Source organism: Jatrophihabitans sp. GAS493 (assembly GCF_900230215.1).
In the GTDB taxonomy this organism is placed as follows: domain Bacteria; phylum Actinomycetota; class Actinomycetes; order Mycobacteriales; family Jatrophihabitantaceae; genus MT45.
Genome location: NZ_LT907982.1, coordinates 1,761,432 through 1,783,814, shown reverse-complemented (window position 1 = coordinate 1,783,814; position 22,383 = coordinate 1,761,432). Strand labels below are relative to the sequence as shown.

Below are 22,383 nucleotides of genomic sequence, written 5' to 3'. Positions count from 1 at the left end.
AGTCGGCTATGGCTGCAGGACGATCTTGATGGCGCCGTCCTGCTTCTTCTGGAAGATCTCGTAGGCATGGGCGGCGTCGGCCAGTGGGAGGCGGTGGGTCGCGAACTCCTCCACGCCGAGTGGGTCGTCATCGGTGAGCAGCGGCAGGATGTCCGGAACCCACTTCTTGACGTTGGCCTGGCCCATCCGGAACTGAATCTGCTTGTCGAACATGGTGGCTATCGGCATCGGGTCGGCGTTGCCGGCGTAGACGCCGATCAGCGACACCGTGCCGCCGCGGCGCACGACATCAATCGCCGAGTGCAACGCAGTGAGCTGATCCACCCCGGCCACCTTCGCCAGCGGCGCGGCGATCGCATCGGGAAGCATCGACGTCGCCTGCAGCATGGCCCGGGCAACCGGCGAGCCGTGGGCCTCCATACCGACCGCGTCGATCACCGAGTCGGTGCCCCGCCCGTCAGTCACCTCGCGGACGGCATCACCCAGATCCTTCCCGTGTTCGGTGACGTCGAAGACCTCAATGCCACGAGCTCGGGCCCGCTCGAGCCGCTCCGGGACCAGGTCAACCGCTAGTACCCGCTTGCCTTCCTGCTGTGCGATCCGGGTCGCCATGTCACCAATCGGACCCAAGCCGAAAACCGTCACCGAGCCCCCGTCCGGAATGTCGGCGTAACGAACCGACTGGAATGCCGTCGGCAGCACGTCCGAGAGGTAGACGAACCGCTCATCGGCCGGGCCCTCCGGGACCTTGATGTGCGTGAACTGGGCCTGCGGAACGCGCAGAAACTCCGCCTGCCCGCCCGGTATCTGGCCGTATAACTTGGAGAACCCGAACAGCGCGGCCCCCATCCCCTGATCACGCACCTGCGTCGTCTCGCACTGCGTGTACAGCGTCTGATCGCACATGAAGCAGTGACCACACGAAATCTGAAACGGAATCACCACTCGATCACCGATCGACAGGTCACCCACCTGCGAGCCGACCTCCTCGACGACGCCCATCGGCTCGTGACCCATCACGTCACCGGCATCCATGAACGCGCCGAGCGTCTCATACAGATGCAGGTCCGAGCCACAGATATTGGTGCTCGTGATCCGGATGATCGCATCAGTCGGTTCCTGGATCGTCGGATCAGCTACCTCTTCCACGCGGACATCACGCTTACCCTGCCAAGTCACAGCCTTCATGTGGAGCTCCTTCGATCGGGGGGTGAGCTCAGGGTGCCCATCGGCGGCATTGCGTAACCGTCGCCGAAACTCGCCGCAGGCGTCTCATCGCCGCAGGTGCGTGACGATGAGCGCGGCCAGTGCGTCCGGTGCCTCCTCCGCCATGTGATGACCGCTCTCCACCGGCGCGCCGAAGAGTTCGGTGGTCCAGGGTCGCCAAACCTCCAGCACGTCGCCGTAGAGCAGCTCCATGTCATCGCGGGTCGACCAGAGGACCAGCGTCGGACACTGGACGCGTCGCCCGGCGGCTCGGTCGTCGTCATCGGCCGCTCGATCAACGCCGAGGCCGGCGCGGTAGTCCTCGAGCATCGCCCGCACGACGGCCGGAGTGTGAATCGCGGCCAGAAAGTCCGCGTAGTTCTCCGGCCCCATCAGCGCCTGCTTGGCCGGGCCGCAGCCGTACCACGATTCGGGGTCAGCGCCGATCGCTCGCTCCGGCTTCTCGGGTTGAGCGAAGAAGAACCAGTGCCACCACAGCGAGGCGAAGCGGGCGTCGGCCCGGGCCAACGCCTCACCGAGCGGTACGGAGTCGAGAGCGGCGAGATGCGTGGCCCGCTGCGGGTAGTCCATCGCAGTTCGCTGCGCGACGTAGCTGCCGCGGTCATGGCCGACGACGGCGAAGCGTTCATGCCCCAGAATGTCCATCAAACGAACGACATCCGCCGCCATCGCCCGCTTCGACGCCTGGGCATGATCCTCCTGGGGAGGGGGCGCCGACGAGCGACCGTAGCCGCGCAGATCCGGACAGACAACGCTGAACCCGGCGGCGACCAGCTTACCGGCCACCCGGTGCCAGGTGGTGTGCGTGCGGGGATGACCATGGAGCAGAACGACTGCCGGCCCCTGACCGCCAACCCGGACCCGCAACCGAACCCCGTCGGCGACGTCAACCCAGCGCACGTCGAACCCATCGAAGAAGCCACCGAACAAGCCACCGACGGAGCCACCGACGGACCCATCAGTCATTTCGGCGGCACCGGACCTCCCAGAAGCACTGCGGACGTCTCTTCTCGTACCCGTTAGCGCTCAGATGCAAACGATGCATCCATTGGCCGGCGGGCGACGAACTTCGAGAGCGTTCGGTCGGTCAGCGCTCGGCGCGGGTCCGTAGTGACCAGGGCAGCGCGACCCAGAGCAGAAGCAGCACTACGGCCGTCCCGGCGCCGAAGGCGAGACCATAGGCCCTCCCCCGCACGACATCGAAGATGAGCCACACGACACCGACGATCGCCAGCCCGAGCAGGGTGACGCCGATCAGAGCCAGCCGATGCGCTACCGCGACCGTCACTCGTCTCTCGTGGCGGCGAAACAGCACCCGGTGCAGGCTCACCGGGGCGATGAGAAAGCCGGTGGCGGCGACCGACACCGCGACCGTCGCGAGGTAGAGATTCTGCTGGGCGGTGGTGAGGGACGCGAAACGCGCTTGGAAGGGCAGGGTCAGCAGGAATCCGGTCAAGAACTGGACGCCGGTCTGCACGACCCGTAGTTCTTGCAACAGATCAGTCCAGTTTCGATCCAGACGCTCCAGCGGCGTCTCGCCCCGCGCCTGTTCGTTCCATGCCGCGTCGGCTGCGCCGACCCCAGGGCCTGCTGGATTGTCGGCTGCGTTGTCTTCATCTGACACAAGCCCAGCATCTCACCGATCAACGACACCGCGGGCCAGAGCAGAACGCGGCCCCGACCGGTGAAGGTCGGAACCGCGCCGCCGCAACCAGTGCCCCTGGCCATCACTGCTAGCCGCGACGATCCCCCGATCGCCGGCAGCTGCCTCCCCCGTAGGACGAGAATGAAGTGACGGGCAGGTGGCCCTATGACAATGCCCCAGGACACTGCAGAGCGATTGTTTCTTGGGCAACTAATTTAGGCAACCCTCGACACGCCGTGGGTTTGCTCGGTTGCGCGGTCGGCTTCTCACGTTGCCAGCTTCCTGGCAGGGTGGTGTCCATGTCGGCACCGGGCCTACCAAGCGCTGAGACGGATGTTGTCTCGGCGGCCCGGGCGCGGGCCGACGCGCTGGTGGCCGGCGACGCGACCGCTCTCCGCCGGCTAACGCACGAACGCTTCGTCTGGACCTCGCACCGCGGCGACCGGTTCAACCGGGACGAGTACCTGGCGGCAAATATCGGCGGGGATCTGCGCTGGCACCGCCAGGAACTGGAGCATCCATCGGTACAGGTAGTCGCCGACACGGCCGTCCTGCGGTGCATCGTCCGCGACGTCGTCGCCCAGGAAGCGGCTGCTCCGCCGGCCGATGAGGTCTACCGGATGCCGGTGACTCAGACATGGGTTCGAGAGTCCGGCAAGTGGCGATGCCTAGCCGGACACGCAGGCCCCCGCATCAGCGACCTGCCTTAGCCCGTGGGCGTCCGTTCAGCCCATTCAGCCCATTCAGCCCGTTCAGCTCGTTCCGCCCGTTCCGTCGGTTCCGTCGGTTGAGGCACCGGAGTCGAGGCCGGTATGAGGGCTGTGCGCGGGCGCCAGCGGCCATCCACCCGCGGCGAGGTGGGCACTCACCCTTGCGATGTCGGCCTCCAGCGGCTTCTCCCGGGTCAGGTCAGCGATTGCCCGGCCGATCGCGCCGACGGAGGTTGGCTGCCCAGTACGCAGCAGGTCATCGGAGAGGACACCGGCGACCTCGCTCACCTCGTCATTCGTGAGTTGTCGGGCCAGCAACGCAAAGAGTGGAATGTAGTCGTGCTCGGGAACCCCGTCCGGGTATCCGGCGCGAAGAAACATCACGATCGACTCCACGAACGTCGGCACAGCCATGCCTGGTCTCCTCCTATCGGTCTGGTCGGTCAACTACTGGACACAATGAGGTACAGGCCCCACCCGATCGCGACGATGACGACCGCGAAACACACCACGGCCGTTGCGATGCCGACGGCGCTGCCGCCGACTATGCGGTCGGTTCGCGAATCGTCCGCATGTCCCCCAGTCGCGCTCAGCGCCCGCAACCCGAGCGCGAAGAGGGCCGGCAGCCCGGCGCCGCAGATCATCCCGAGGATGAGAATCTGCCACAGCGCGTGCAGGTTTATCCACTGATTCATGATGATTCCTCCTAGCTCGTGGCCGCAACGGGAACAGGTCGGGCCGAACCGCCTGAGCCCGCCCACTCGTCGTTGACGTTGCCCGGATGCACCGACGTTCGGCGCGACCGCGCGTACAACACAGCGGCGAAGGCCACCAACACCGCCGACATCACCAGCACTCCGGCCGGGGTGCCAAGGCGGTCGGCGACGAAGTAGGACGCCGCGCCGACCAGACCCGAAGCCGGCAGCGTTACCAGCCAGGCCATCGCCATCCGACCGGCCACTCCCCATCTGACCTGGGCCCCCCGCCGCCCGAGTCCGGTGCCAAGAATTGAGCCGGTCGCCACATGGGTGGTCGACAACGAATAGCCGAAGCTGCTGGAGAGCAGGATCGTCACCGCCGAAGCCGACTCCGCCGCCATCCCCTGTGGTGAGTCGATCTCCACCAGGCCTTTCCCCATCGTGCGGATGACCCGCCATCCACCGATATAGGTCCCCAGGCTGATCGCCAAGGCGCAAGACAGGACAACCCAGAAGGGGGCCTGGGCGTCTGAAGGAAGGTTGCCGTTGACGATCAAGGCCAGCGTGATGATCCCCATCGTCTTCTGCGCGTCATTGGTTCCATGAGCCAGCGACACCATCGACGCGGATCCGATCTGACCGAGGCGGAAGCCGTGCGACCGGGCCTTCGGTGGCACGCCGCGACTGATCCGGTAGATCAAGTAGGTGCCGGTGGTCGCGATCAACCCGGCGATGATCGGTGATAGACCGGCCGGGATGATCACCTTTGAAACCAAGCCTTGCCACTTCACCGCGCTGCCGCCGGCCGCCGCGATCGTCGCGCCGACGACCCCTCCGATCAGTGAATGTGACGAGCTCGACGGAATCCCCAGAAACCAGGTGGCCAGGTTCCACGTGATCCCGCCGACCAAGCCGCCGAAGACCACCGTCAGGGTCACCAGATGCGTATTGACCAGGCCACTGGCGATGGTCGCCGCCACACTCAAGGAGAGAAATGCGCCAACCAGATTCAGCGCGCCCGAGACTGCGACCGCCACCTTAGGTCGGAGCGCACCGGTCGCGATCGAGGTCGCCATCGCGTTCGCGGTGTCGTGGAACCCGTTGGTGAAATCGAACGCCAACGCTGTGATCACCACGATGATCAGAAGGAAATCATTCGCCATGACCAGGCGATACCCAGCTCAGGCCGTGCCGATGCCGCTTCCGAGATCAATTCACCCGATGGACAGACTCATGCCACCTGACGTTCACGCAGCGCAGTCGGGCGGTTAGCCGCCGCTGGCCAGCCCGGCGATGAGATTGATGGTCGTGCCCAGCACGATGGCCCCGAACAGGTATGCCAGCAGACCCTGCCGAAGTGCGGTCGCCCGGATGGTGGGCGTCTGCAGATCGGTGTCGGAGACCTGAAACGTCATGCCGATCGTGAAGGCCAAGTACGCGAAGTCCAGATATCTCGGGGGAATGGTCTGATTGAAGTCAATGCCGCCCGGATTCCCCGAGTAATACAGACTCGCGTAGCGCAGGGCGTACAACGAATGCACCGCCAGCCAGGACACCACGACGCTCACTACGCCCAAGCCGGCCAGCAGGTCCTGGCTGGCACCGCTCGCCGAACTCGCCTGCACCAGAACGAAACCCACGGCCACCAGACTCGCCACCGCCGCGACGATGACTATCAGGTCGGCCTGGGCGCGACCCGGGTCTTCCCGCGTCGCATGGGTATTCGTCTCTGAAGCGGTCATCGACACTATCAACGCCCATACCCAGGCAGAGAAGATGACCGCGGCCGTATCCCACCCAACCAGCGGGGAGTACGGCCACGCGCCGAGCAGGCCAGTACCCACCGCGGCCAGCACACCGAAGACGAACATCACCGCGAGGCGCAGCCGGGTGGAGGCTGACTTCCACCCGCCGACGGGTCGGGCACCAGGACGCTGAGCGGATCGCATGTGCTCAGTCAAACATCACGACCGGTTGGCGGCCGCTGCGGTCTGCCGTCGCGGTAGCCGAGTTTGGATCGGTCGGGACGAGGAGAAGGACTCACCGACCGCGAGTCAGAGATCCTCGCCGTGAACCGAAGAGGCGGCTCGGACCGAATAGCGGTTGTGAATGCGACCGCGCGGTGGATCCTGACCAGTCTTGTCGTTGTCGGGTTGGTGGTTGACGCGTATACCCACTTCGACCTGGCTGGCCAGTACCAGTTCAACCGGACGTCGACGGTGAGTCAGGAGACCCTGTTTCGGATCGAGGGTCTGCTCGCTGTTCTCGCGGCTCTGGCGGTCATCGTGCGGGCCAACGTCTGGACGGCTCTGTTGGCGATCGCGGTTGCCGGCGGCGGCTTGGCGCTGCTGCTGCTCTACCGCTACGTCGATGTCGGTCAGCTGGGCCCACTACCGAACATGTACGAGCCGTTGTGGTTCACGGAGAAGTCATGGAGCGCGGTCGGTGAAGCCGTCGCGTTGGCGGCTGCCATCGGCTTGCTCGCCGGTGCGTTGCGCAACCGTCGCCGCGCCGGGTGAGAACGAATCGCTAGAAAAAGAAACCGATCGGGCGCTACTCGTCGAACTCATGACGTGGTAGTTGGCCGGGATCGTCCTGGCCGAGCGGAGAAGGAGATCATATGAAGAACTCATTGCGTTGGGCGGTGCCAGCTGCCGCTCTCGGGGTTGCCGCGCTCGCCTTTGCCTTACCAGGATCGGCGTCAGCTGCCACCTCGACCAGCTATCAGGCGAATCTGAAAGCGTTGAACCACGCCACGGGTTCGGGCGACTTCATGCTGATGCTCGACGGCAGCACAGCGACGATTACCGAACATGTAACTGGTTTGGCGGCCACGTTCAGCAGTGCGGCCTACCCGCACGTGCAGCACATCCACATCGGCGCGAAGGGCCAGTGCCCGACCACGGCGGCTGACACCAACAAGGACGGCGTCATCAGCACCACTGAAGGCGGCCCGGCCTACGGCGCGATCGGCACCACGCTCTCGACCTCGGGCGACACCAGTCCGAAGGCGGGCACGACGCTGACCGTCGCGCCGAGCGGCGGTAGCTTCACCTACAGTCGCAGTTTCACTCTCGACAGCGCCACGTTGTCCTCGATCAAGGCCGGGACCGCAGTCATCGTCGTCCACGGACTTGATCCGGCGACGCTGAGCCCGACAGCCCAGGCCGAGAAGAGCGACCTGGTTCCGTCGCTGCCGCTGGCGGCGACCTCGCCGGCGCTGTGCGGCGTGCTGACCGCGTCACAGATGTCGAGCATGCCCGGGGGTGCCCCGCAGACTGGTGGCGGGAGCACATCAGGCATAGAGGATCAGGGCGTTCTCTTCATTGGCGGTGGCCTGCTGGCCTCAGCCGGTACCGCTTTCGCTCTACGCCGTCGCGTAGCTCGCCAGAGCTGATCGAAGGTAGTCACAGCTATGAGCAGCGGCAGCCCGGTCCGACGCGCGAGAATCTTGAGTGCGACGGGCGGGGCGCTGCTCATAGCAGCTCTCGTCGCGCTGTTCGTCGGCTGGCGGGCGCAGAATCACGCACCCAGCCCGCCGGTCTCCGCGGCCAGTCCCGTTGCCGTCATCCCGTCGACCGGGCCGCCGACTTCACCGACCCCCAGCAACGCTGCACGTACCGGGTCGACTCCGACCACCGTGACCAGTGGTCCAGTGATGACTCGATCGGATCCCGTTCGACTCGACATCCCGGCGATCGGAGTGTCGACGACCGTGCAACAGCTGGGGCTCGCCTCCGACGGCTCGGTGCAGGTGCCACCACTGGGGCGTGACTCCCATGCCGGCTGGTACAAGTACTCGCCGACGCCGGGCCAGGTAGGACCGGCGATCCTGCTCGGCCACGTCGACTCGGCCAAGTACGGACCAGGCGTGTTCTTCAAGCTCGGTAACCTGCGCCAACGCGAACAGGTGTCGATCACCCGGGCCGACAACACCGTCGCGGTCTTCGCGATCGAACGGGTCGTGGAGTATCCGAAGGCGCACTTCCCGACCTATGAGGTCTACGGAAATCTTGATCACGCCGGCCTACGGCTGATCACCTGCGGCGGCCGGTTCGATCCGAAGGCCAAGAGTTACGAGGACAACATCGTCGTGTATGCCTCGCTGATCTCGTCGCATCCCGCGGCCGCACGATCATGACCCGCGTCGCCATCGACGCTCAACCTGGAGTTCTGACATGACACCTCGCCTGCGCGCAAGTGCGTTGCTACTCGGTGGCGCGATACTGCTGGCCGGCTGCGCGTCCTCACACGCCGACCCGGTCCAGACGCTGGCGTCGGCCGGCGCGGGCCGATCAACGAGCGGAATGGCGATGACCCCCGGCATGGTGATGCCGGATGGCTCCACCATGGGGGTGCCCACACCGCTACCGTCTGCTGCTGCGGTCGGTCCGTCCGAGGCCGCGCGAGAGATCTGTTCGACGGAGATCCGCAACGACATAGCCCAGGTTCTGGCGCTGAAGTCGATCCCGGCACCGTCTGCGACGTGGGCCGAGCACGTCTACACCTGCACGTATCAGCTGCCGATGGGGATGCTCGTCCTCTCAGTCACCGAAGCGGCCGACGATGCCGCGGCCCAAACCTTCGCCGCCACGCTGCGAACCCACCTAGCCGATGCGCACAACGTCGCCGGGCTCACCACAACTGCATTCGCGACTCCCAACGGCAGATTGGCCCTCGTCAAGGACAACGACACCCTCCAGATAGACGCGACGAGACTCCCGGCTCAATTCGGATCGCAAGACGAGAAGCGCACCGACTTCGCCTACGAAGTTGCCTCCGACGTACTCGGCTGCTGGACCGGCGACTCATCCTGACCGCTCGAACCCATCGATCGCCGACACCCAGAGGAACGACAATGAAACGTACGTCAACCATCGCTTCGACCCTAGTTCTGGCCGGCATCTTAACCGCGTGCAGCTCGAGCGCGACGCATTCGAACGCGGCGCCCGCGAGTAGCGTGGCAACGTCGGCCTCGGTCTCGGCTGGGTCGTCGTCCATGCCGGCGAACACCGCCATGCCCGCTAACACCGCAATGATCACGATCAAGAACTTCGGCTTCACCGTGGTCGGGCCGATCACGCCGGGTCAGAAAGTGATGATCCACAACGAGGACAGTGAAGCGCACACCGTCACCGCTGACAGCGGTAACGCCTTCGACGTCAATGTGCCGGCCTCCTCGACGGCCACCCTGACCGCCCCGGCCAAGGCCGGCACCTACAAATTTCACTGCAACTTCCACGCCAACATGCATGGCACTCTCACCGTAGGCTGATCGTGCAGCCGCCGCGCCGCCGAGGCGACTGAAATCCGGCTCAAATGGGTAGACCCACCAGCGTGAACCACTCTCATCACAGAATCGGCGCTTGCGGAGACCAGGAATGCTAACCGTGGGGGTGGCAGCGGTACTTCTGCTACTCGCCATTGCCTCGGTGCTGGCCGCTCTGGCCTGGTCAGCCTGGTGCTGGACCTTAGCCGTCCTCCTCATCGCGGCAGCCGCGGTCGCCGTCTACGACGTGACCCAGCGCCGGCATTCGGTGCTGCGCAACTATCCCGTCGTCGGACATCTGCGCTACCTGCTGGAGAAGGCTCGTCCAGAGCTCCAGCAGTACTTCATCGAACGCAATTACGACGGACGGCCGTATGACCGGGACACCCGCACCGTCATCTACGAACGCGCGAAGGGCATTCACGGCGAGCAGGCATTCGGTACCGAACGTGAGGTCAATGAGGTCGGCTACGAATGGGTGCTGCACTCCTCCGCGCCCAAGGAACCGCCGAAGGAGCAGCCGCGGGTGCACATCGGCGGGCCTGAGTGCCGAAGACCGTATGAGATGGCACTTCTCAACGTTTCCGCAATGAGCTTCGGAGCGTTGTCGGCGAACGCGCTGCGCGCCCTGAACGCCGGCGCCGCGCGCGGAGGCTTCGCCCACGACACCGGCGAGGGTGGGCTGACGAAGTACCACCTGGAGAATGGCGGCGACCAGATCTGGGAGTTGGGCAGCGGCTACTTCGGTGCTCGCACCAAAAGCGGCGACTTCGACCCGGAAATGTTTCGCGACAAGGCGGCCCACGATCAGGTCAAATGTGTGTCATTGAAGCTGAGCCAGGGCGCGAAGCCGGGCATCGGCGGTGTGCTGCCGGCAGCGAAGGTGACGAAGGAGATTGCGCAGGCCCGTGGGGTGCCGCAGGGCGAGAAGTGCGTGAGCCCGGCCGCGCACAGGGTCTTCGCCACACCGCGGGAGTTGGTTCAGTTCGTTGCCCGCATGCGCGAGCTGGCCGACGGCAAGCCAGTGGGCTTCAAACTCTGCGTAGGTTACCGACACGAATTGTTGGCCATCTGCAAGGCGATGCTCGCCGAGCAGATCACCCCTGACTTCATCGTCATCGACGGTTCCGAAGGTGGCACCGGCGCCGCTCCGCTCGAATACGAGGACCACGTCGGTACGCCGCTCACCGATGGCCTGATCATGATGCACAACGCGCTGGTCGGAACCGGACTGCGGGATCGGATCAAGCTCGGCGCCAGCGGCAAGGTCGCCACCGGCACCGACATCGTCAAGCGGCTGATGCAAGGCGCCGACTACACGAACGCGGCACGCGCGATGATGATGGCGGTCGGATGCATTCAGGCCCAGAAGTGCCACACCAACGAGTGCCCGGTCGGAGTCGCGACCCAGGATCCCCGACGGGCGCGCGCGTTGGATGTCGCCGATAAGACCGAGCGGGTGGTGCGCTACCAGCAAGCGACCGTCGCCCAGGCCCAGCAGATGATCGCCTCGCTCGGACTCTCCGGTCCGCAGGAGCTGCACCCGGCCATGCTGATGCGCCGGATCGACCACGTCCGCACCGACAGCTACGCGCAACTGTATGACTGGCTCGCTCCCAAGCAGCTACTGGAGCAACCGTCTGAGGACTGGGCACCAGACTGGGCCGCGGCGAGCGCAGACACATTCCTGCGCACTTGACCCGAGTCGAACCTGTCACTGGCGGTGTAGGTCGGCGTCGTTCTGGGTATCGCTTCTTCGAGGGGGCAGGCCAGCCCTTTCGAGACAGAGTGGAGGAATCATGCCAGGTGAATCTGGGCCCGAAGCGGGCATCAGCGGCGTCGTCTAAGACGCCAAGGGAAAGTTGAAGGAAGGTGTCGGCGCCGTCGTCGGCAATGAGTCACTTAAGCACGAGGGCCAGGCGCAGCAGGAGAAGGCTGCAGCCGAGCGCGAGGTCGCCGGACACGAAGCTCAGGCCGAGAAGGCCCGCGCCGAAGCCGCGGCCGCCGAAGCCAACGAACGGTCCCACCAAAACTGAGTGAACCTTGGCGCAGGACGTGGAGAACCGCCTCGCGGAAGTGGGGCGGTTCTCCACATCCACGTCAGCCTTCGAGCTCTCAGGCCGTCGAGCCTTCAAGCCCCTAAGGGACGAGGACGATACGTCCAAACACTGTGCCGGCGTCCATCTGACGGTGGGCCTCGGCCGCCTGTTCCAGCGGCAGGATGTCATGGACGACAGCATGCAACTCGCCTCGTGTTGCTGCGGCGAAGAGCTCGGCCCGGGCGGCGTCCCGGGTCGGCACGGCGATGGTGTCAAGGCTGAACGTTGCGATTGACCGTGACTGTTGGAACCCGGCCAGCAAGCGCATCCCGAAGTCCGCCGGCGGCAAGCCGGCGACGACGCCGACGACGACCATCCGCCCATTCGGCGCGAGGCTGTCGATGAACGCCGGCAGCCCAGCTCCGCCGACGATGTCGATGATGACGTCATAGAACAAGGGTCCGGCCGAGTCACCCCCGCCGTCACGGTCCAGCACATGCGTCGCCCCGAATCCCCGTAGCCGGTTCCCACGCTCGGGCGACGACGTCGTAACGGCGATCGTGCTCGCGCCGGCGCGCGCCGCGAGCTCGACGGTCGCGATGCCGATACTGCCCGCCGCGCCACGCACGAGCACCGATTCGCCAGGCGCGTGGTGGGCATGGGCCAATGCGAAGTGCGCGACCGGCGCCGCGCTGCCGAGCGTCACTGCGTCAATCGAGGTCAGCTCACCAGGTAGTACGACCACGTCACCAACCTTGGCTACGGCCCGATCGGCGTAGCCACCGCTCGTCCCCGTAAAGGCCCACACACGTCGGCCCACCCATGACTCGTCGACGTCCGCACCGACCGCAGTCACCGTCCCCGCAACCTCGCTTCCGGGGATGAGGCCTTCGCTGAAGCCGTAACCGCTCAGAGTCCCACGTCGAATGACGGCATCGACCCCGCCGACCCCGATCGCCTCGACGTCAATAACCACCTGCCCGGGCCCCGCAGCCGCAGCGGAGGTGTCGATGACCACCATGCCACTCGGATCGCCGAATCGCTGAATCGTTACTGCGCGCACAACTGCCTCCACCTTTACCGTCAGGACCGCTACCGTGAAGACGGTAAAGGACGCCACCGTCCACTTCCGCGAAGTGAGAACCATGACCGACCTCTTGCCCCACATACTGCGCACCGACGCACAGGACAATCGCGACCGGATCCTCGCGGCGGCCCGAGAACTGTTCTCCGCAGAGGGGATCGACGTCACGATGCGGGCCGTTGCCCGCCGCGCCGAGGTCGGGCCGGCGACGCTATACCGACGATTCCCGACCAAGCAATCCCTGGTCGAAGAAGCACTCGCCGGGGAACTCCGCACCTGTCAGTCAATCGTGGAAGACGGCTGCGCGGATCCCGACCCATGGCGAGGGTTCTGTTCGATCATCGAGCGAATCACCGCACTGAACGTGCGTAACCAAGGCTTCGTCGACGCGTTCATGTCCGCGAACCCCGGCGTCGACGCCTTCACCGCACACCGCATCCACCTGCTCGGGCTCCTCAGACGACTGGCCGGACGTGCTCAAAAGGCCGGAGACCTGCGCAGCGACTTCGTCATCGACGACCTCGTACTCGTCCTACTCGCCGGCCGGGGACTCTCGGCGACGCCACTTCCTCGACGGGCCGCGGCGGCCCGCCGCTTCGCAGCCCTCGCCATAGACGCATTCCGCGCCTCTGACACGAACACCGCTCTACCGCGACCAGCCAGCGTTAGGGATGACGTCTTTGCGCGAAGGAGAGCAAGCACCGAGCGCGGGCCGAACGAGAGGCCCGCGCGCTACCTGAATTAAGCACAGATCAGCAAGAACGTACCCGCCCCTATTGGCCGCTGGGCCTCAAGCAGTCAGCTACGCAGGCACGACTGAGCACACATAGCCCCGCCAGCCAGCCGGGCGGATACGGGCGCCTAGACCTGAGCTTCGGCGTCTGTTGGAACCGCCGGCTGGCGGTGGGTGAGTTTGGAGCCTTCGAGATCCAGATCGGGCAGGATGCGATCGAGCCAACGAGGCAACGCCCACGCGGAGTGCCCGAGCAGTTTGAGCACCGCTGGAACGAGCGTCATACGCACGACGAAGGCGTCGATCAGCACACCGAACGCCAAGGCGAATCCGAGGGACTTAATGACAGTGTCGTCACCGAAGATGAAGCCACCAAACACGCCCGTCATGATCAACGCGGCTGCGGTAACCACGCGGGCGCTATTGGACATGCCCCTGCGAATGGCTTGACTCGGGTCTCGATGATGGGTGTAGTCCTCGTGGATTCGCGAGACGAGGAAGACCTCATAGTCCATCGCCAGTCCGAAGAGAATGCCAACAACCAGGATGGGCAGGAAGCTCACGATCGGCGCCTGCGACTGTACGTCGAAGAGACTGCCGAAGTGGCCCTGCTGGAAGATCCAGACGATGCTGCCAAACGATGCCGCGATCGACAGCAGGAATCCGACCACCGCCTTGATCGGTACGAGAATCGACCGGAAGACGAGCATGAGCAGGATCAACGCCAAGCCGACGATAACGATGATGAACACCGGAAGGGCCGAGCTGAGCTTGTTCGAGACGTCGATATTGACGGCCGTCGTACCGGTGACATAGGCGCTTACGCCTGACTCTTTCTCCGCCTGATCGGCTGCCGTGCGGATGTCACCGACGAGCGCTTTGGTGGCATCAGACGACGGGCTCGACGCCGGAGTCACCGAAAGGATCGCCACATCGCCGGCCTTGTTCGGAATCGGGGTGCCTACAGATGCCACATCCGGTGCCTTCTGTAAATCCGTCGCTGCTTGCGCGGCGAGTGTGGCGACATCGGTTCGGCCGGGGGCGTAGATCACCAGCGTGAGCGGACCGTTGAACCCGGCTCCGAAGCCTTCGGTCAGCAGATCGTAGGCCCGACGCTCGGTGGTTGACGCCGGCTTGCTGCTGTCGTCGGGCAGGCCAAGATTCAGATCCAGCACGGGGAGAGCGATGATCCCGATCCCGACCACACCGACGACGAGCGTCAGCCACGGCTTCGCAGTGACGAGCTTCGACCATCGCTCACCGCCATTCGGCTTTGTCGCGTTGCGCTCATGACGTCGGGCGAGGAATCCAATCGAGCCCTTGTTGATCCGCGGGCCAAGCAACGAGAGCACAGCCGGAAGCAGCGTCAGCGACAGGAGCACGGTCACGGCAACGGTTCCGGCCGCGGCCAGGCCCATGACAGTCAGAAACGGGACTCCGACGACGGTCAGCGCACAGAGGGCGATGACCACCGTCAAGCCGGCGAAGACGACGGCCCCGCCAGCGGTTGCGACAGCCAGCGGAATCGACTCCCCAACGTCCATGCCATCACGCAAATGCTGTCGATGCCGCGAGAGAATGAACAGCGTGTAGTCGATACCTACTGCCAACCCGAGCATCAGGGCGAGCGTCGGAGCAGTCGAGTTGAGGGATATGACGCCCGAGAGCGCGGAGATTCCGAGCAGCCCGACGCCGACACCGACCAACGCCATGAGCAGCGGCATCCCGGCGGCGACGAGTGACCCGAAAGTGATCGTCAGCACGAAGAAGGCGATGATCACACCGTATAGCTCGGTGTTTCCCGCTTTGGTCGCCGTGGCGATCACTCCGCCGGAGTACTCGATCTGCAGGCCGGCGTCCTTGGCCGGCTGGGCGGCCGCTTGCAAGGCGTCCTTCGATTCCTGGCTGATCTGGTCTACCGGGACGCCATAGGCAACATCGACAAATGCGATGCGCTTGTCCTTGCTAACAGTCGCGTTTTCGTATGGCGTCACTGCGATGACGTCGGGAACCTTCGCGGCTAGGGCGAGCGACTCCTTCGCCGCAGCCGTGTAGGCGGGTTCGTTCAAAGTGTGGCCCTCGGGTGCAGCCACCACAATCCGCGCGCTCGCGCCACCAGTTCCAGGGAATTTCTGAGAAAGGAGGTCAAGCGCCTTCTGCGACTGAGTCCCCGGAATTGAGAAGGAACTGTCCGTCGACCCGGCGACCGTACCGGCCAGAACTCCCAGGACCGCCAAGAGCATCACCCAGCCGCCGATCATCAACAGCCGACGGCGGGCACTCCACGCACCGAGTTTGTAAAGCAGGCTGGTCACATTGCTCCTCAGATTGTGCTGTCGGTGGGGCTGGGCCGCCGCCGTAGAGGCGACATCGGTGGAACGCACTTCGGGCGCGCCGCGTCGATGATTGCTCGCAGATAGCCAATGAACGATTGATGAAGGTCGGGGTTCGTTCGTAGGGCGACGAGGTTGTTGCTGTACTCCATGATCGCTCCGCCGATGGCACCTCCTGCGTAGGCAACCATCGGATGGTTGGCGGGCAGCCCAAGCTGTCTTAACAGCAGCCCGTGGCCATGTTGGGCTGCGGCCGCAAGATGCCGACTGCTCAGTGACTGCAGGGCGGGGTTTGCCTCGAACAGAGCGGCGTTCAGCGTGATCAGCTCGGGGTCAATGTCGCGCTCCATACCCGCCAACCACAGATCGATCGCGGTTACGAAGTCCGCGTCGGGGTGGTCTCGAAACGTCGCGATGAGACGGGCGGCCAAATCATCTGAAACCGACAGCGCGATATCGGCCTTGGTTGGGAAGTAGAGCGAGATGGTTCGCGGCGACAGCTCGACGGCCTCAGCGATCTCAGCGATGGTCGTCGCCTCGTATCCCCGCTCGGCGAATAGCCGGATTCCGGTTCGCCGGATCATCTCGCGACGCTTCGCCTTTGAACGCTCGCGCAGAGATGCCCCTACGACGGAAGAGTTGACCACCTCAAAATGCTACCACCTCTGCAATATTGCAGATTCTGCATATTTTCTGAACGCACAGCCCTCAATGCGGAACACCTTCGAGGCGACCAGTCGATATCGGCCGTCCCGTGCCTGATTCGGTGCGTTAGGGGCGGAGTTCTCCGGCGGTGCGAGTGAATCCGGTGGGGATGACGAGGTCGTCCGGGCTTAGTTCCTTGATCGAGGAGTGGCCGAGACCGAGCAGGGCCGAGTCGATGCCGCTGCGCAGGATGTCCAGGACGTTCTCGACACCGGCCTGACCGTTGGCGGCCAGCCCCCAGAGGTAGGCCCGGCCGATCATCACCGCCCGGGCACCGAGGGCGACGGCCTTGATGACGTCGCTGCCGCGACGGACTCCACCGTCCAGCACGACTTCGATCTGATCACCGACCGCGGCGGCGATGCCGGGCAGAAGGCGGATGCTGGCCGGGGTGGAGTCGAGGTTGTTGCCGCCGTGGTTGGAGACGGAGATCGCGGTGACCCCGGCCTCGACCGCCTTGTACGCGTCGTCGATGCGACCGATGCCCTTGAGCATGAACGGGCCGCCCCACTGCTCCCGCAGCCACGCGACGTCCTCCCAGCTCGGCGGCGGGGTCTGCATCCACTCGCCGTAGACGCCGAAGAACGTCGGCCCGGGCGCCCCGGGGAGGCCCATGTTCGGGACGGTGAGATCGGGGATCTTCTTCGTCCGGGCGAAGGCGGCGAACCACTTCGGGTGGGTGAGCGCCTCCGGCGCGTACTTGATCATCGCCTTGAGATCGATCTTCTCCGGGATGGCCGGGCTGCCCCAGTCCCGGCCGTGGGAGAAAGACCAATCCAGTGTGACGATCAGGCCGACGGCGCCGGCGTCCTTGGCCCGCTGCATCCGCTGCAGCATCTGGTCGCGGGTTCCGGCCCAGTAGAGCTGGAAGAAGGTCTGCGGGTTGGCGGCCACAACCTCCTCGACCGGCTTGCTGGCAAAGGAGCTCAGCCCCATCGCGGTCCCGCGGGCCGCGGCGGCCCGGGCCACCGCGACCTCACCATCCGGGTGGACGGCCTGGACTCCGGTGGGTGAGATGAGCACCGGCATCGAGATCGACTGACCCATCACCGAGGTACTCAGGTCGCGCTGGGCGCTGAGTCCGGCCACATGCGGCGCGAATCCCAGTTCGCCGAAGGCCGCGAGGTTGTCGGCCAGGGTGATCCCCTTCTCCGACCCGGCGATCAGCGCGCCGTACACCGACTTCGGCAGGCGCTTCTGCGCGCGACGCTGCGCCTCGGCGACCGTCTCGAACCATTCGTTGGTCATCAGTCAGAACCTCTCTTAGAACGTGCGGGAAACCGGTAGGGGCGCCACGAGATTCGCGGGCGCAGCGGGATCAGGGTGTGGGCGTCTCGGCAACCGGCGTAGACACCGGCGCCGTAGCAGACGTCGTCGGCGATGCTCGCGGCGACGAAGCGGAACGGGTCGACCTCCGGCCGGGTCGTCCACCATCGGGTCAGTGGTCCGCCCACCAGAAGCGAGACCAATGCCAGCCGTCGCCACCTCGCACGGCCGCCCCGCGATGGGGCGACGAGCGAGGCCAGCAGGGTCGGCGCGGCGAACTGGGTGAGGTAGCGGCCGATCCCGAGCCAGGTCTGCTGCACTGCGATGCCGGTTGGCTGGACGGCCGATGCCGGCGGAAGTCCCGCCTTTTTCAGGTTGATCGCCAGTGACACCACCGCGCCGGCAGCGCCGAGGAGAGCGGTCCGCCGCCGGCCGGTCAGCGCGGCACCGACGGCCAGCGCTGGCCAGGGTTGGAGCACCAGCGGCACCATGGCGCTCGGATGCCGCACGGCCAGCGGGCCGGCCGAGGTGCCGTAGCGGTAGCGGCGACTCAGGAGCTGGGTCCAGGTCTGCGGTTCGTGGTGCTCGACCAGCACTGTCGGGTCGTAGCGGATCCGCCACCCCGCCTTGTGCAACCGCCAGATCAGATCCACGTCCTCGCCGTAGCGCAGCGCCGGATCGAAGACCTGCCCGTCGGTGAGGACGTCCTGTAGCGCGGTGGTCCGGACCAGCAGGGCCGCGGTCGGCACGTAGGCCACCCGGGTTCCTGGCTGCACCCGGGCCGGACGCTCCCCCAGATCCAGACTGCCCGCGACCGCCGTGTACCTCGCCACCGCGGAGCGAGCGGCCGTTGTCGGGGTCGCGACGATGCGGGGGGCGACCGCGCCGACCATCGGATCCACGAGGTGCGCCGCCAGTGCGGTCAACCAACCCGGGGTAGGGATGCAGTCGCTGTCCAGGAACGCGACGAAGTCGGTGTCGAGACCGACCAGACCCGAATTGCGGGCTGCGCCGGCGCCGCCGCTCTGCGGCCGTCGAATCAGCTCGACACCGCGACGGCGGCAGACGGCAGCGATTGCCGAAGGATCGCGCGAGCCGTCATCGACGACGACGACCCGCAGTCCCGGCTCGATCGCATCCAGACAGCGGCCAAGCATCGTCACCCGGTCGCGGACCGGAATCACCGCCGTGATGTCGGGCCGCGTCGCCATCGGCGGCGGTACCGGGTGGATCACTCCCGCGTCCGACAGGCTCCGGCTCAGCACGGCGGCGGCCGACGTGACGATCGGCCCGGCGGTGAGCTCCCGCCAGGCCACCCCGCCCGCCGCCGATAGGCGCATGAGCCGCGCCGGTGAACCTCCAAACAGAGTGACCTCGTCGACCTGTTTGGTGTCGGCGTCGATCTCCACGCCGAAGCCAATCGGTAGCCCGACGGCCGCATCGGCCTTCGCCGTCATAGCGCCAGTCCACCGTCGACCGGAATCACGGCACCGGTCATGGCGCTGCTGCCCGGTCCGGCCAGGAAGGAGATAGTGGCAGCAATCTCGGAAGGCTCGAGCAGCCGACCCATCGGCTGCTGCGCCGCGAAGGCATCGGATGAGGGCAGGTCGTAGAGTCGCGCACTCTCCACCAGGAGATCGGTGTTCGTCGAGCCCGGGCTGACCGCATTCGCCGTTACGCCGGTGCCACCCAGCTCGGCACCCAACGCCCGGATGAGACCGGCGACTCCGGCCTTCGCGGCACAGTAGGCAGCGAGCATCGGCAGCCCTCGTGTCGCCGCGGTGGAGGCGACGGCGATGAACCGGCCCTGCCTCGGCTCCGGGCGCCGAAGCAGCGCCGGGATCGCGGCGCGGGCCAGGTTTAGCACTCCGCCGAGGTCGATATCCAGTATCGCCTGCTCCTGCGCGACCGGCACCTCCCAAAACGGCACTCCCCCGGCGATCACCGCGGCGCAGCCGATAGCCGCGTCCAGTCCGCCCCAGCGCGTCTCCACGTCGACCACGGCGCGTTCCAACGCAGCCAGATCGCGAACATCGGCCAGCAGCAGCCCGATTCGCCCACGCCCGGCCGACAGCCGTGTCGCGTCGGCGACGACACCCTCGAGGTCGACCGAAGTACCCAGCGGATAGGGCAGTGCCGGGTCGTCCGTGGCCCGGTCGACGGCCAGCACCGACCAGCCTTCGGCGGCCAGCAGCAGCACCGTCGCCGCGCCAATGCCTCTCGCCGCCCCGGTCACGATCGCGGTCCGACCTTGCATCGTCATCGGATTGCCACCATCGACCGTCGCCACTCATCAACGGCACGAAACAGGTCGGCGCCCAGCTGCGCCAGCAGCCGAGCCCCGGCTTGGGCCGTGCTGTGGGTCGGGTCGCCAAGGATGCCGTTTCGGCTGGCCGCCCGCACCCCGCCGCGCCGCATCAGTGGCAGGGTCACCGACAGCGGGCGGGTGTCACCGGGCACGGCATGCTGCATCTGCACGCGTTCCGGGCGCAACGCCAACTGCATCGAAGTCTCCTCATGCCCGGCGTGCGGATCGCCTTCCCAGCGGGGCAGGAAGAGGCAGACGTCTCGGGACTCGTTGCGCAGCGTCGTCACCGCCCGTGTTAGTGGCTCCACGTTGCCGCCGTGCCCATTGACCAGCAGAACATGGTCGAACGTGTCGAACGCTGACCGGCAGACTTCAGTGATCAGGAACTCGAGTGCCGCCTGACCGATGGACAACGACCCGGGAAAACCGGCATGTTCCCCACTCGACCCATACGGCACCGGGGGCGCGACCACGACGTCGGTGCGGGCACGGGCCAGGTGGGCACAGAGCGCAACCGCGATATCGGTATCGGTGGAGAGCGGAAGATGCGGTCCGTGCTGCTCGGTCGAGCCCACCGGCACGACTAGCACCACTCCTTCCCGAGCCCGTCCTCCTGCTTCAGGCGAGGTCAGATCGGCGAGTTGATTTCGGTCAATCACGCCGCGCACGAACTTCGGAAAGGACCAGGCCGGCGAGCGGGTTCTCGTCGCAGGCCTTCTCCGGAGCGAGGCGCTGCACTGGTCGCGGACCGATCGTCAACGGCACCAGCTTTGCCGCCGGACGGGTGCGGTGTGAGTGGTCCAGCGATGGCTTCGGCGTTGACCCGGCACCGACGCTGAGCAGCGCGGAGTCGGCGTTTCCCTTGACACACTCGGGGTCCGGACCGTCCAACGGCAGACCGGTGAAGAACTTCGCCGCCATGCAGCCACCGCGGCAGGCGTCGAACGCCGAACAACTGGTGCAGGCCCCGCCGGTCTGCGGACTACGCAACTCGGCGAAGAGATCCGAGTGCTGCCAGACCTGCTGAAAACCACCGGGGCTACGGACGTTGCCGGCCAGAAAGTTGTCATGAATGGCGAACGGGCATGCATAGACGTCACCGACCGGATCGATGAGGCAGACCACCCGTCCGGCCCCACAGAGGTTCAGCCCGGGCAGCGACTCACCGAAACCGGCCAGGTGGAAGAAGGAGTCCCCGGTCAGCACCTGCTCCCCGTTGGCCAGCAACCAGTCATACAGCTGCCGCTGCTGCTGGGCGGTCGGATGCAGCTCGTCCCACACGTCGGCGCCACGGCCGGAGGGACGCAATCGGGTCAACCGAAGCTGGGCATCGAAGCGGTCGGCGATCGCCTTGAACTCGTCCAACTGTCCGGCGTTCTGCCGGGTCACGACGACCGAGATCTTGAACCCGGTGAACCCGGCGGCCTGGAGATTCTCCATAGCTTTCAGGGCGGTGGCGTACGAACCATCGCCGCGGACGGCGTCGTTGACCTCAGCCGTCGCGCCGTCGAGGGAGATCTGCACGTCGACGTAGTCACTGGCCGCCAACCGTCGGGCGACGTCCGGAGTGATCTTCACACCGTTGGTCGAGAACTTCACCCCAACCTGGTGCGCGGTGGCATAGTCCACCAGCTCCCAGAAGTCGGCGCGGACGGTCGGTTCGCCGCCGCCGATGTTCACATAGAAGACCTGCATCCGTTGCAGCTCGTCGATCACTGCCTTGCACTCCGCCGTCGACAACTCACGCGGGTCCCGCCGTCCCGAACTGGAGAGGCAGTGCACGCACGACAGATTGCAGGCGTACGTCAGTTCCCAGGTCAGACAGATCGGGGCATCGAGCCCGAACTGGAACTGATCGACCAGCGAACCTACCGGCTTCGGGGCAACAGTGGTCATGATGGGCTTCTTTCGGAGATGGTCGAGGACGCGGCCAGGGTGGCCAGGGCACGCTCGTACTGGCCCAGGTCACCCGGCGCGACGCCGGCGGCCAGGCAAGCCGCTCGCGCGCTCGGCTGCGAAACCAGCGATCGGGTGATCTCCACCAGCGTCACGTCCTTCAGGAACGACAGGCGCCGGGTGCCAAAGTGGTACAGCAGCGCCCCGAACCGCTCCGGGCGGATCGAGACCTGCTCGTTCAATTGCCAGGCACCGTCGAAGTCAAAGGCGTTCTGAACGGCATCAGCGCGCTCAGGACGCAGGGTGCTAGTAGACACCGCACATGCCGTCGATCGAGACCTCCTCCACCAACAGCTCCTCGACCAACACCTCCGGCGCCGGCTCGATCGGGGTGGCGGACTCGGCCTGTTCGACAACGGGGGTGACGGTGGCAGCGGGGGTGGCGTTCATCTCGGTTCTCCTTCTCAACA

Annotated in this window: 26 protein-coding genes and 1 pseudogene; 9 read left to right on the top strand and 18 right to left on the bottom strand. The window is 65.8% G+C overall.

What is annotated here, in order from left to right:
• Window positions 1-6 precede the first annotated feature (6 nt).
• From CPH63_RS08085 to CPH63_RS08075, 3 genes are all read right to left on the bottom strand, one after another.
• Entirely contained in the window at window positions 7-1,188 is a 1,182-nt protein-coding gene (locus CPH63_RS08085) for a zinc-dependent alcohol dehydrogenase (protein WP_096302431.1), read from the bottom strand.
• Window positions 1,189-1,272: 84 nt separating this feature from the next.
• A complete protein-coding gene (locus CPH63_RS08080; RefSeq protein ID WP_096302430.1) occupies window positions 1,273-2,193 on the bottom strand; it encodes an alpha/beta fold hydrolase in 921 nt (306 codons plus the stop codon).
• A gap of 121 nt (window positions 2,194-2,314) precedes the next feature.
• Entirely contained in the window at window positions 2,315-2,851 is a 537-nt protein-coding gene (locus tag CPH63_RS08075) for a DUF6328 family protein (protein WP_241895847.1), read from the bottom strand.
• 320 nt (window positions 2,852-3,171) lie between these two features.
• Here CPH63_RS08075 and CPH63_RS08070 point away from each other — a divergent pair, with 320 nt between their 5' ends.
• Complete coding sequence (locus CPH63_RS08070) at window positions 3,172-3,582, top strand: nuclear transport factor 2 family protein (RefSeq protein ID WP_096302429.1); 411 nt, start codon at window positions 3,172-3,174, stop codon at window positions 3,580-3,582.
• Between the two features lie 42 nt (window positions 3,583-3,624).
• On the opposite strand, the gene CPH63_RS08065 is transcribed toward CPH63_RS08070, so the two are convergent.
• The 4 genes from CPH63_RS08065 to CPH63_RS08050 all read right to left on the bottom strand — a co-directional run bounded on the left by CPH63_RS08065 (window position 3,625) and on the right by CPH63_RS08050 (window position 6,229).
• Window positions 3,625-3,996 (bottom strand): DUF3349 domain-containing protein, encoded by a 372-nt coding sequence (locus CPH63_RS08065; protein WP_096302428.1) that lies wholly within the window; start codon window positions 3,994-3,996, stop codon window positions 3,625-3,627.
• A 29-nt stretch (window positions 3,997-4,025) separates the two neighbouring features.
• The gene (locus tag CPH63_RS08060) at window positions 4,026-4,277 is read right to left on the bottom strand and encodes a hypothetical protein (protein WP_096305019.1); all 252 of its coding nucleotides are present in this window, start codon (window positions 4,275-4,277) and stop codon (window positions 4,026-4,028) included.
• A gap of 11 nt (window positions 4,278-4,288) precedes the next feature.
• Window positions 4,289-5,443 (bottom strand): inorganic phosphate transporter, encoded by a 1,155-nt coding sequence (locus CPH63_RS08055; RefSeq protein WP_096302427.1) that lies wholly within the window; start codon window positions 5,441-5,443, stop codon window positions 4,289-4,291.
• 105 nt (window positions 5,444-5,548) lie between these two features.
• Window positions 5,549-6,229: a DUF1345 domain-containing protein gene (locus CPH63_RS08050; RefSeq protein ID WP_096302426.1), complete on the bottom strand. Its 681-nt coding sequence runs from the start codon at window positions 6,227-6,229 to the stop codon at window positions 5,549-5,551.
• A 156-nt stretch (window positions 6,230-6,385) separates the two neighbouring features.
• Here CPH63_RS08050 and CPH63_RS08045 point away from each other — a divergent pair, with 156 nt between their 5' ends.
• Window positions 6,386-6,799 (top strand): hypothetical protein, encoded by a 414-nt coding sequence (locus CPH63_RS08045; RefSeq protein WP_096302425.1) that lies wholly within the window; start codon window positions 6,386-6,388, stop codon window positions 6,797-6,799.
• 101 nt (window positions 6,800-6,900) lie between these two features.
• The gene (locus CPH63_RS08040) at window positions 6,901-7,677 is read left to right on the top strand and encodes a hypothetical protein (protein ID WP_096302424.1); all 777 of its coding nucleotides are present in this window, start codon (window positions 6,901-6,903) and stop codon (window positions 7,675-7,677) included.
• 125 nt (window positions 7,678-7,802) lie between these two features.
• On the opposite strand, the gene CPH63_RS23160 is transcribed toward CPH63_RS08040, so the two are convergent.
• Entirely contained in the window at window positions 7,803-7,970 is a 168-nt protein-coding gene (locus CPH63_RS23160; RefSeq protein WP_241895846.1) for a hypothetical protein, read from the bottom strand.
• 25 nt (window positions 7,971-7,995) lie between these two features.
• Here CPH63_RS23160 and CPH63_RS23155 point away from each other — a divergent pair, with 25 nt between their 5' ends.
• The 5 genes and pseudogenes from CPH63_RS23155 (at window position 7,996) to CPH63_RS08015 (ending at window position 11,585) form a co-directional block, all read left to right on the top strand.
• Entirely contained in the window at window positions 7,996-8,421 is a 426-nt protein-coding gene (locus CPH63_RS23155; RefSeq protein ID WP_241895845.1) for a class F sortase, read from the top strand.
• A 37-nt stretch (window positions 8,422-8,458) separates the two neighbouring features.
• Window positions 8,459-9,097: a hypothetical protein gene (locus CPH63_RS08030; protein ID WP_157749377.1), complete on the top strand. Its 639-nt coding sequence runs from the start codon at window positions 8,459-8,461 to the stop codon at window positions 9,095-9,097.
• Window positions 9,098-9,279: 182 nt separating this feature from the next.
• The gene (locus tag CPH63_RS08025) at window positions 9,280-9,555 is read left to right on the top strand and encodes a cupredoxin domain-containing protein (RefSeq protein ID WP_197704625.1); all 276 of its coding nucleotides are present in this window, start codon (window positions 9,280-9,282) and stop codon (window positions 9,553-9,555) included.
• A gap of 106 nt (window positions 9,556-9,661) precedes the next feature.
• Complete coding sequence (locus tag CPH63_RS08020) at window positions 9,662-11,248, top strand: FMN-binding glutamate synthase family protein (protein WP_096302420.1); 1,587 nt, start codon at window positions 9,662-9,664, stop codon at window positions 11,246-11,248.
• 100 nt (window positions 11,249-11,348) lie between these two features.
• A pseudogene (locus CPH63_RS08015) lies at window positions 11,349-11,585 on the top strand (CsbD family protein).
• Window positions 11,586-11,688: 103 nt separating this feature from the next.
• On the opposite strand, the gene CPH63_RS08010 reads toward CPH63_RS08015, so the two are convergent.
• Entirely contained in the window at window positions 11,689-12,651 is a 963-nt protein-coding gene (locus CPH63_RS08010; protein WP_096305018.1) for a zinc-binding dehydrogenase, read from the bottom strand.
• An 82-nt stretch (window positions 12,652-12,733) separates the two neighbouring features.
• Between CPH63_RS08010 and CPH63_RS08005 the strand changes: the two genes are divergently transcribed.
• Window positions 12,734-13,417, top strand: coding sequence for a TetR/AcrR family transcriptional regulator (locus tag CPH63_RS08005; protein WP_172892182.1), 684 nt, complete (start codon window positions 12,734-12,736; stop codon window positions 13,415-13,417).
• 116 nt (window positions 13,418-13,533) lie between these two features.
• On the opposite strand, the gene CPH63_RS08000 is transcribed toward CPH63_RS08005, so the two are convergent.
• The 9 genes from CPH63_RS08000 to mftA form a co-directional block, all read right to left on the bottom strand.
• A complete protein-coding gene (locus CPH63_RS08000; protein WP_096302419.1) occupies window positions 13,534-15,720 on the bottom strand; it encodes an MMPL family transporter in 2,187 nt (728 codons plus the stop codon).
• An 8-nt stretch (window positions 15,721-15,728) separates the two neighbouring features.
• Window positions 15,729-16,385, bottom strand: coding sequence for a TetR/AcrR family transcriptional regulator (locus tag CPH63_RS07995; RefSeq protein ID WP_206745665.1), 657 nt, complete (start codon window positions 16,383-16,385; stop codon window positions 15,729-15,731).
• A gap of 124 nt (window positions 16,386-16,509) precedes the next feature.
• Window positions 16,510-17,691 (bottom strand): pre-mycofactocin synthase MftD, encoded by a 1,182-nt coding sequence (mftD, locus tag CPH63_RS07990; RefSeq protein WP_197704623.1) that lies wholly within the window; start codon window positions 17,689-17,691, stop codon window positions 16,510-16,512.
• Window positions 17,691-19,166 (bottom strand): mycofactocin biosynthesis glycosyltransferase MftF, encoded by a 1,476-nt coding sequence (mftF, locus tag CPH63_RS07985; protein WP_096302416.1) that lies wholly within the window; start codon window positions 19,164-19,166, stop codon window positions 17,691-17,693. Before mftF ends, mftD begins: the two co-directional genes overlap by 1 nt.
• Window positions 19,163-19,966 carry a mycofactocin-coupled SDR family oxidoreductase gene (locus CPH63_RS07980; protein WP_096305016.1) on the bottom strand — a complete coding sequence of 268 codons (804 nt, stop codon included), beginning with the start codon at window positions 19,964-19,966 and terminating at the stop codon, window positions 19,163-19,165. Before CPH63_RS07980 ends, mftF begins: the two co-directional genes overlap by 4 nt.
• 2 nt (window positions 19,967-19,968) lie before the next feature.
• Entirely contained in the window at window positions 19,969-20,673 is a 705-nt protein-coding gene (gene mftE, locus CPH63_RS07975) for a mycofactocin biosynthesis peptidyl-dipeptidase MftE (RefSeq protein ID WP_096305015.1), read from the bottom strand.
• Window positions 20,669-21,913, bottom strand: a complete 1,245-nt coding sequence (gene mftC / locus CPH63_RS07970) for a mycofactocin radical SAM maturase (protein WP_096302415.1) — start codon at window positions 21,911-21,913, stop codon at window positions 20,669-20,671. The genes mftE and mftC overlap by 5 nt, the downstream gene beginning before the upstream one ends.
• Window positions 21,910-22,230, bottom strand: coding sequence for a mycofactocin biosynthesis chaperone MftB (gene mftB, locus CPH63_RS07965; protein WP_241895842.1), 321 nt, complete (start codon window positions 22,228-22,230; stop codon window positions 21,910-21,912). Before mftB ends, mftC begins: the two co-directional genes overlap by 4 nt.
• Window positions 22,220-22,363, bottom strand: coding sequence for a mycofactocin precursor MftA (gene mftA / locus CPH63_RS22765; protein ID WP_197704621.1), 144 nt, complete (start codon window positions 22,361-22,363; stop codon window positions 22,220-22,222). The genes mftB and mftA overlap by 11 nt, the downstream gene beginning before the upstream one ends.
• Window positions 22,364-22,383 lie beyond the last annotated feature (20 nt).